We start from the raw sequence: 6,657 nt of genomic DNA, 5'->3' as shown, positions 1-6,657 counted from the left end.
ACGCGCAGACCCGGCACGCCATGCACGCGCAATTGCGCATCGACCACTGCGTCACCGTCGTTGCCCATGCGACAGGTGCCGACCGGATGGAAAATCGTCGTGCCGATTTTCGCCGCCGCTTCATGCAATTGTTCTTCGCTTTGCAGGCTGTCGCCGGGCAAGTATTCGACCGGTTTGAACGCTTGCAGGGCAGGGGCGCTGACGATGCGCCGGGTCAGGCGAATTGCATCGGCGGCGACGCGCAGATCTTCTGGATGGCTGAGGTAATTGGGCTGGATCAGCGGCGCCGCTTGCGGATCGGCGGAGCGGATCTCGATGCGCCCACGGCTCTGCGGGCGCAAGTCGCACACCGAGGCGGTGAACGCCGGGAAGCTGTGCAACGGCTCGCCAAAACGCTCCAGGGATAACGGCTGCACGTGATATTGCAGGTTCGCCGAGGTTTGCTCGGGACCGGAGCGGGCAAACGCGCCCAACTGACTCGGCGCCATCGACAACGGCCCGCTGCGGTCGTACAGATAACGCAGGCCCATGCCCATCTTGCCCCACACGCTGCCGGCGATCTGGTTCAGGGTGCGGGCGTTTTCCAGCTTGTAGATCAGCCGCAGTTGCAGGTGATCCTGCAGGTTGCCGCCGACGCCCGGCAGCTCATGAATCACGCCTATCCCTAAGCGTTCGAGCAGCGGCCGCGGACCGATCCCGGAGCGCTGCAGAATGCTCGGCGAGCCGACTGAGCCGGCGCACAGGACAATCTCCTTGCGCGCCTTGAACTGTCTGGTCTGGCCTTCATGCTGCGCGCTGACTTTCGCCGCGCGGCCATCCTCCAGCAACACACGATCAACCTCGACGCCGGTCAGCACGGTCAGGTTCGCCCGGCTGCGCAGCGGTTTCAAAAAGGCCTTGGCCGCGTTCCAGCGCACCCCGGCTTTCTGGTTGACCTGAAAGTAGCCGCAGCCCTCGTTGTCGCCCTGGTTGAAGTCATTGATGCTGGCGATGCCGCTTTGCTCGGCAGCGCTGCGAAAGGCATCCAGAATCGGCCACGACAGGCGCTGCTGCTCGACCCGCCATTCACCCTGATCGCCATGAAATTCAGCGCCGCCGGCAAAGTGGTTTTCGCTCTGTTTGAACAGCGGCAGCACGTCTTTCCAGGCCCAGCCCGGATTGCCCACCGCCGCCCAGCCGTCATAGTCGCCGGCCTGGCCGCGCATGTAGATCATGCCGTTGATCGACGAACAGCCGCCCAGCACCTTGCCGCGCGGATAACTCAGCGCGCGGCCATTGAGGCCGGGTTGTTGTTCGGTTTTGAAGCACCAGTCGGTGCGCGGGTTACCGATGCAGAACAGGTAACCCACAGGAATGTGAATCCAGGCGTAGTTGTCGCGTCCGCCGGCTTCGAGCAGCAACACCCGTTGCTGTGGATCCGCTGAGAGCCGGTTGGCCAGCAAGCAACCGGCGGGGCCGGCGCCGACCACGATGTAGTCGAATTCATCCAGGGACGTCTGCATGCCCTGACCTCGCTTTTTGTTTTTATTGTCGGACACTCTAGTTGTTAGCTTTCGTTAAAAGAATGTTAGTTTTTGCGCAGCCGCTGTGCGTTTTCAAACAGCCCGAAGTGACGATAGCTGACAAGGACCTGCCATGTTCGACTGGAACGACCTGCGCTTTTTTCTCGAGCTGCAACGCAGCGGCCGCCTGCTCACCGCCGCGCGCCGGCTCAATACAACCCATGCGACAGTGGCGCGGCATATTGAATCGATCGAAAAAAGTCTCGGCACTGCGCTGTTCGTCCAGCACGCCCAGGGCTATGAAATGACCCCGGCGGGGGAGGCACTGCTCAAGCACGCCGAAGCGATGGAAAACGTCGCGTTGCTGGCGCAGGAAGAAATCACCCAGTCCACCGCGCCGCTGGGCAAGATCCGCGTCGGCGTCACCGAAGGCCTCGGCATCAAGTTCCTCGCCAGCCGCATGATCGGTCTGTTCGAGCGCTACCCCGGGCTGGAAGTGGAACTGGTCGCCGTGCCGCGCTTCGTCAGCATCCTCAATCGCGAAGCGGAAATCAGCATCCACCTCGAACGGCCATCCGCCGACATGCTGGTGACGCGCAAGCTCACTGACTATCGACTCGCGTTGTACGCCAGCCAAACCTACCTCGACAAAGCACCACCGCTGCAAAGCCGCGATGACCTGGGCCGACATGCGTGGATCGGTTACGTTGACGACCTGCTGTTCAGTCAGGAACTGATGTTCCTCAACAGCTTCTGCCGCAGCCCGCGCGTGGTGTTTCACAGCACCAGCGTCATCGCCCAGCAGGAAGCCGCTCGATCAGGATTGGGCATCGCTGTGCTGCCGTGTTACATGGCCGCGTCCGACCCGAATCTGGTGGCGCTGTTGCCGGATGAAAGCATCGAGCGCAGCTACTGGATCAGCACACGCAGGGAGCTGCATAAATCGGTGCGGTTGCGGGTGGTCTGGGATTATGTGGTGGGGTTGTGTGAGGCAGAGCAGGGTCTATTGCGCGGCTAACCTGATGCATTCCGTCCCCCCTGTGGGAGCGAGCCTGCTCGCGAAGGCAATCTTTCAGCAACATCGATGCTGACTGACACACCCCTTTCGCGAGCAGGCTCGCTCCCACAGGGGTATTCATCCTGGCTGCTTTCGCGGGTTGATAAATATATGGATATCCGTATATCCGTTTTCCCGCATATGGCGAGCCGATCACCATGATCACCCCCACCGAAGTCTTCAAAAGCCTCGCCGACGAAACCCGCGTCCGCGCCATCTTGCTCATCGCTGGGCAAGGTGAGCTCTGCGTTTGCGAGCTGATGTGTGCGCTCGATGACGGCCAGCCGAAAATCAGCCGCCATCTCGCGCAGCTGCGCAGTAATGGTTTGCTGCTCGACCGCCGTCAGGGCCAGTGGGTGTATTACCGGCTGAACCCGGAGCTGCCGGCATGGATCGGCGAAATCCTCCAGGTGACCGCGAAGGCCAATACCGATTGGCTCAAGGACAACGCCGCGCGCCTGCAAAACATGGATGGCCGTCCCGTGCGTGAACGCGCCTGCTGCTGAATCTTCCACTTTCTACGGAGCGCCCAGATGCGAGTCCTGTTCATGTGCACGGCCAACAGCTGCCGCAGCATTCTTTCCGAAGGCATGTTCAATCACCTGGCCCCCGCTGGTTTCCAAGCGGTGAGTGCCGGCAGTTTTCCCAAAGGCCAGGTGTTGCCGCGCAGCCTGTCGACGTTGCAAAAGCACGGCATCGCCATCGACGGGTTGCACAGCAAAGGCAACGATGCCTTCGCAAACAACCCGCCGGATCGTCATCACTGTCTGCGACAAAGCCGCCGGCGAAACCTGTCCGGTGTATTTCGGTCCCGCACTGAAAACGCATTGGGGACTGGAAGATCCGTCCGAAGTGCAGGGCGACGAAGCGGCAATCGACGCGGCATTCCACGCCACCCTGATGCGCATCGGTCAACGCTGTCAGGCCTTCCTCGATCTGCCTTTTCACTCGCTCAGCCGCGAGCAACTGAAAGCCGAACTCGATCGCATCGGCACGCTGTAAGGAGGCTACATGACAAATCATTTGCCCAACCTCGACGCAAGTCTGATCGACGCTGTTAAGCCATCGAATGTCGGCGAACACAAACCGCGCATCCTTCTTCTCTACGGCTCGACCCGTGAGCGCTCCTTCAGCCGCTTGCTGGTCGAGGAGGCCGCACGCCTGCTTGAACACTTCGGCGCCGAAACGCGCATCTTCAATCCGTCCGGCCTGCCACTGCCCGATGACGTTCCCGTCGACCATCCCAAGGTCCAGGAACTGCGCGATCTGGTGCTGTGGTCGGAAGGCCAGGTCTGGTGCTCGCCAGAACGCCACGGCGCCATGTCCGCCGTGTTCAAGGCGCAGATCGACTGGATCCCGCTGGAACTCGGCGCTGTGCGCCCGACCCAAGGCAAAACCCTGGCGGTGATGCAAGTCTGCGGCGGCTCGCAGTCGTTCAACGTGGTCAACCAACTACGCGTCCTCGGCCGCTGGATGCGCATGTTCACCATCCCCAACCAATCCTCGGTGCCGAAGGCCTACATGGAGTTCGACGAGGCCGGGCGGATGAAACCTTCGCCGTTCTACGACCGTGTGGTGGATGTGATGGAAGAACTGGTGAAGTTCACCGTGCTGCTGCGTGGGCAGCAGGCGCACCTGGTGGACCGCTATTCCGAGCGCAAGGAAAGTGCTGAACAGTTGATGGCGCGGGTGAATCAGCGGTCGATTTGAGTAGCGCTTTCGCAACATGATTTGGCCGGCTGCAAATGCTGGCCGATTCACATAGGATATCGGCGTATCACTGTGTCAAGGGCAAACTCAAGGAAGTGTTAGTGATGAAATTCAAGGAATGGGCGGATTTGACGGCGCTGTACAAGCGCAGCCGCACACAGCCGAACAAGTTGCTGTTCACGTGGAAGAATGCGCGCCGGTTATGGCCGATGTGGACGGCCGCCGCGACCACGTTGCCTCTCATTGCTTTGTCCGCTCTGGGCATCCTTTATCCGATATTGGTTCCGATTTCTTATCTCTGTCTTGCCGTGTGGGCGGGCGGACTGTTCTTCACTCGACTCAATGCCCTTCGCAGGGTTTATCCCGTGCAGTTCGCTGAACATGCAATTGGCCAGCAACCCTGGGGCGAGCAAGAGAACATTCTTTGCTACGCGTTCTTTTTGCAGATTGTGCAGGATGAAGGCTATACGGCTGCCAGGCTGCGGGAACTCTCGGCGTATTCAGACCTGACCGTCGCGCCAGCCAAACCTGCTCTTTCGCAAAATCTGGGCTTCGTTTCGCTCTTCGCTCTGATTGTCGGGCTGTCCACTGAACTGATCAAAGCGACGTCTTTTTTTCTCGGAGGAAAGGGCGCTGTCATCCTCATTCTGGTCGCCGCGGTTTCGTTTATTTACTGGATTGTCTGGGATGGCATTCAAAGTACGCCCTACCAAAGACTGCGGATAAAACGCTATGTTGATCTGGCCGCCTATGATCTGGAGGAACGGGTTCAGGATGTTCGAGAATTGAATTCCGTGGAGTCTTCGCCGGTTTTGTCGATGAGCAAGCAAACGGAGCCAACAGCATGAGCGGAGACAAAAAAAAGGCTCGGCCTCCTGCTTTCTACCGCGCTGAGCACAACGCCTCAAATGATTCATCAACATAGCGAACAATAATCGCAACCTTCGCTCTCGTCGGGGTAGGCATTCTTCCAGGTGACATACATATATACCGCACACGATAGCTTCACTTTGTCGAACATCGCTCTATGAACGTTTGATCACAGAGCCGCACTCTCATTTCAGATAACTGAGTCGGCAATTTTCGGAGCGATACAATGACAAACTTGCACAACAACACTTCTGACAGCATCGAAACATTAGAGCTGGATGTCATGGCAGCCTGCATTAATTTCCATCCATCCCCAGCCGAAGAAACCGTAGTTAGTCTGCAAGGCAAGGGTGGTGGTCATTATCTGATTCATCTCTTGGCAGGGGCAACAATTCACATCAAGACATCGGTCTTTCAAAATGAGACGGGAAGGAAGCGTAAATCGAACTGGGAGTTCGATGCGACTGCACTGGGCAGCATCGAAGTAAAGCTGGAAGAAAACAAGCTGAAAATTGGCACGTGCACGGTACATCTGCCTGATTCCGAAAGTCCGGATGAAGCTGTCGGTCAAGTGCGTGTCATCACTGAGAAAGGCGTGGTCAATGCTGTGGATCTGGCCTTCCAGACCATTTATTTCGATGGCGTCGATGGACGGTTTTTTGAAGCGCCCGATGATGCAGCCAATACGTTGGCTGCCGCACTGGTTAAATTTACCTTTTTGGACGTCGACGTTCGACACATCGGTTTGGACGGAAGGAATGAAGCGGTCAAATATAGCTTCAAGGACCGTACTTGGTTGGTGGGGGACGAGGTTGTTGATTACACGCAACTTAGAGTTTCTGATCGTTGCCACCATCAAGTGACTGAAGTATCCGTTTGACATCCGACGGTCAGCAGCTCAATCAGTAAAGTCGCGGTTGAGGATGCACGATAAGCATTCAGCTGAAGTCGTGCCTGGCGTGGATTCCATGTCAGGTACTTACTCATCGAAACACCTGAGGCTGAAAGCCTTCGGGGCACTAAGTTTCACCGTTACGTTTTTTTTAAACAGCGGCCGTTGGAATTTGATATTCAATGCCATTTCCAAGCCCTACAACGCCTTGCGCCGTCAACCAAGCACTGGATAACGTCGAAATCGCCAGCTAACCCGCACCCCGGCGAGGGGAAGCCCTCGTCGAACCCCGTCCGCCCACCCTAGCTGGCACGCGGCCACAGCTTGCGTCTCCCAGTCTCGGCTGTCACCCTTCGGGCCGTTCTCAAGGATCAGAACCAGGAATCACGGATGAGTGGCTACGTACCCAACCCCCCGAAAAATTATCGTTACGAAGAAGCCAAACCCGTCGACATACACGCCCAGCATTGGGCCGAGTATGAGAAACACGGGAAAGAACCCGCGCGCGAACCTGAGAAGATCGGGATTGCGTTGAGGATCGGGGTTTTCTTTGATGGCACGGGCAACAATGCGAACAACTCTGCTGCGGGGTTGTTGTGTGGCGCTCAGCATCCGATTGCGCCTGA

General features: G+C 58.0%; 6 protein-coding genes and 2 pseudogenes. 7 read left to right on the top strand and 1 reads right to left on the bottom strand.

All coding sequences use genetic code 11. From position 1 onward, the window contains the following. The coding region (locus D6877_RS05880) for a GMC family oxidoreductase N-terminal domain-containing protein (RefSeq protein WP_130910161.1) at nt 1-1,502 on the bottom strand (1,502 nt) is incomplete at its 3' end. Nucleotides 1,503-1,635: 133 nt separating this feature from the next. On the opposite strand from D6877_RS05880, the gene D6877_RS05875 reads away from it, so the two are divergent. From D6877_RS05875 to D6877_RS05845, 7 genes and pseudogenes are all read left to right on the top strand, one after another. Then, nucleotides 1,636-2,520, top strand: a complete 885-nt coding sequence (locus D6877_RS05875; RefSeq protein ID WP_130910160.1) for a LysR family transcriptional regulator — start codon at nt 1,636-1,638, stop codon at nt 2,518-2,520. A gap of 197 nt (nt 2,521-2,717) precedes the next feature. After that, nucleotides 2,718-3,065, top strand: coding sequence for a metalloregulator ArsR/SmtB family transcription factor (locus D6877_RS05870; protein ID WP_130910159.1), 348 nt, complete (start codon nt 2,718-2,720; stop codon nt 3,063-3,065). A 27-nt stretch (nt 3,066-3,092) separates the two neighbouring features. Beyond that, a pseudogene (locus D6877_RS05865) lies at nt 3,093-3,561 on the top strand (arsenate reductase ArsC). Between the two features lie 9 nt (nt 3,562-3,570). Then, nucleotides 3,571-4,269: an arsenical resistance protein ArsH gene (gene arsH / locus D6877_RS05860; RefSeq protein WP_125918553.1), complete on the top strand. Its 699-nt coding sequence runs from the start codon at nt 3,571-3,573 to the stop codon at nt 4,267-4,269. A 104-nt stretch (nt 4,270-4,373) separates the two neighbouring features. Continuing rightward, on the top strand, nt 4,374-5,117 hold the full coding sequence (locus D6877_RS05855) for a hypothetical protein (RefSeq protein ID WP_130910158.1): 744 nt from the start codon (nt 4,374-4,376) through the stop codon (nt 5,115-5,117). A gap of 248 nt (nt 5,118-5,365) precedes the next feature. Next, nucleotides 5,366-6,019, top strand: a complete 654-nt coding sequence (locus D6877_RS05850) for a hypothetical protein (RefSeq protein ID WP_130910157.1) — start codon at nt 5,366-5,368, stop codon at nt 6,017-6,019. Between the two features lie 402 nt (nt 6,020-6,421). Continuing rightward, a pseudogene (locus D6877_RS05845) lies at nt 6,422-6,657 on the top strand (DUF2235 domain-containing protein); the annotation flags it as partial.

This window comes from Pseudomonas sp. Sample_9 (assembly GCF_004307535.1).
GTDB classification, from domain to species: domain Bacteria; phylum Pseudomonadota; class Gammaproteobacteria; order Pseudomonadales; family Pseudomonadaceae; genus Aquipseudomonas; species Aquipseudomonas mercuritolerans.
The sequence above is the reverse complement of the archived record's forward strand: the minus strand, read 5'-3'. Positions and strand labels throughout refer to the sequence as shown.

Excerpts from the sequence above, each read along its gene's own strand:
- D6877_RS05875 (WP_130910160.1), top strand. The coding sequence starts at position 1,636 with ATGTTCGACTGGAACGACCTGCGCTTTTTTCTCGAGCTGCAACGCAGC.
- arsH (WP_125918553.1), top strand. The coding sequence starts at position 3,571 with ATGACAAATCATTTGCCCAACCTCGACGCAAGTCTGATCGACGCTGTT.
- D6877_RS05855 (WP_130910158.1), top strand. The coding sequence starts at position 4,374 with ATGAAATTCAAGGAATGGGCGGATTTGACGGCGCTGTACAAGCGCAGC.
- D6877_RS05870 (WP_130910159.1), top strand. The coding sequence starts at position 2,718 with ATGATCACCCCCACCGAAGTCTTCAAAAGCCTCGCCGACGAAACCCGC.
- D6877_RS05850 (WP_130910157.1), top strand. The coding sequence starts at position 5,366 with ATGACAAACTTGCACAACAACACTTCTGACAGCATCGAAACATTAGAG.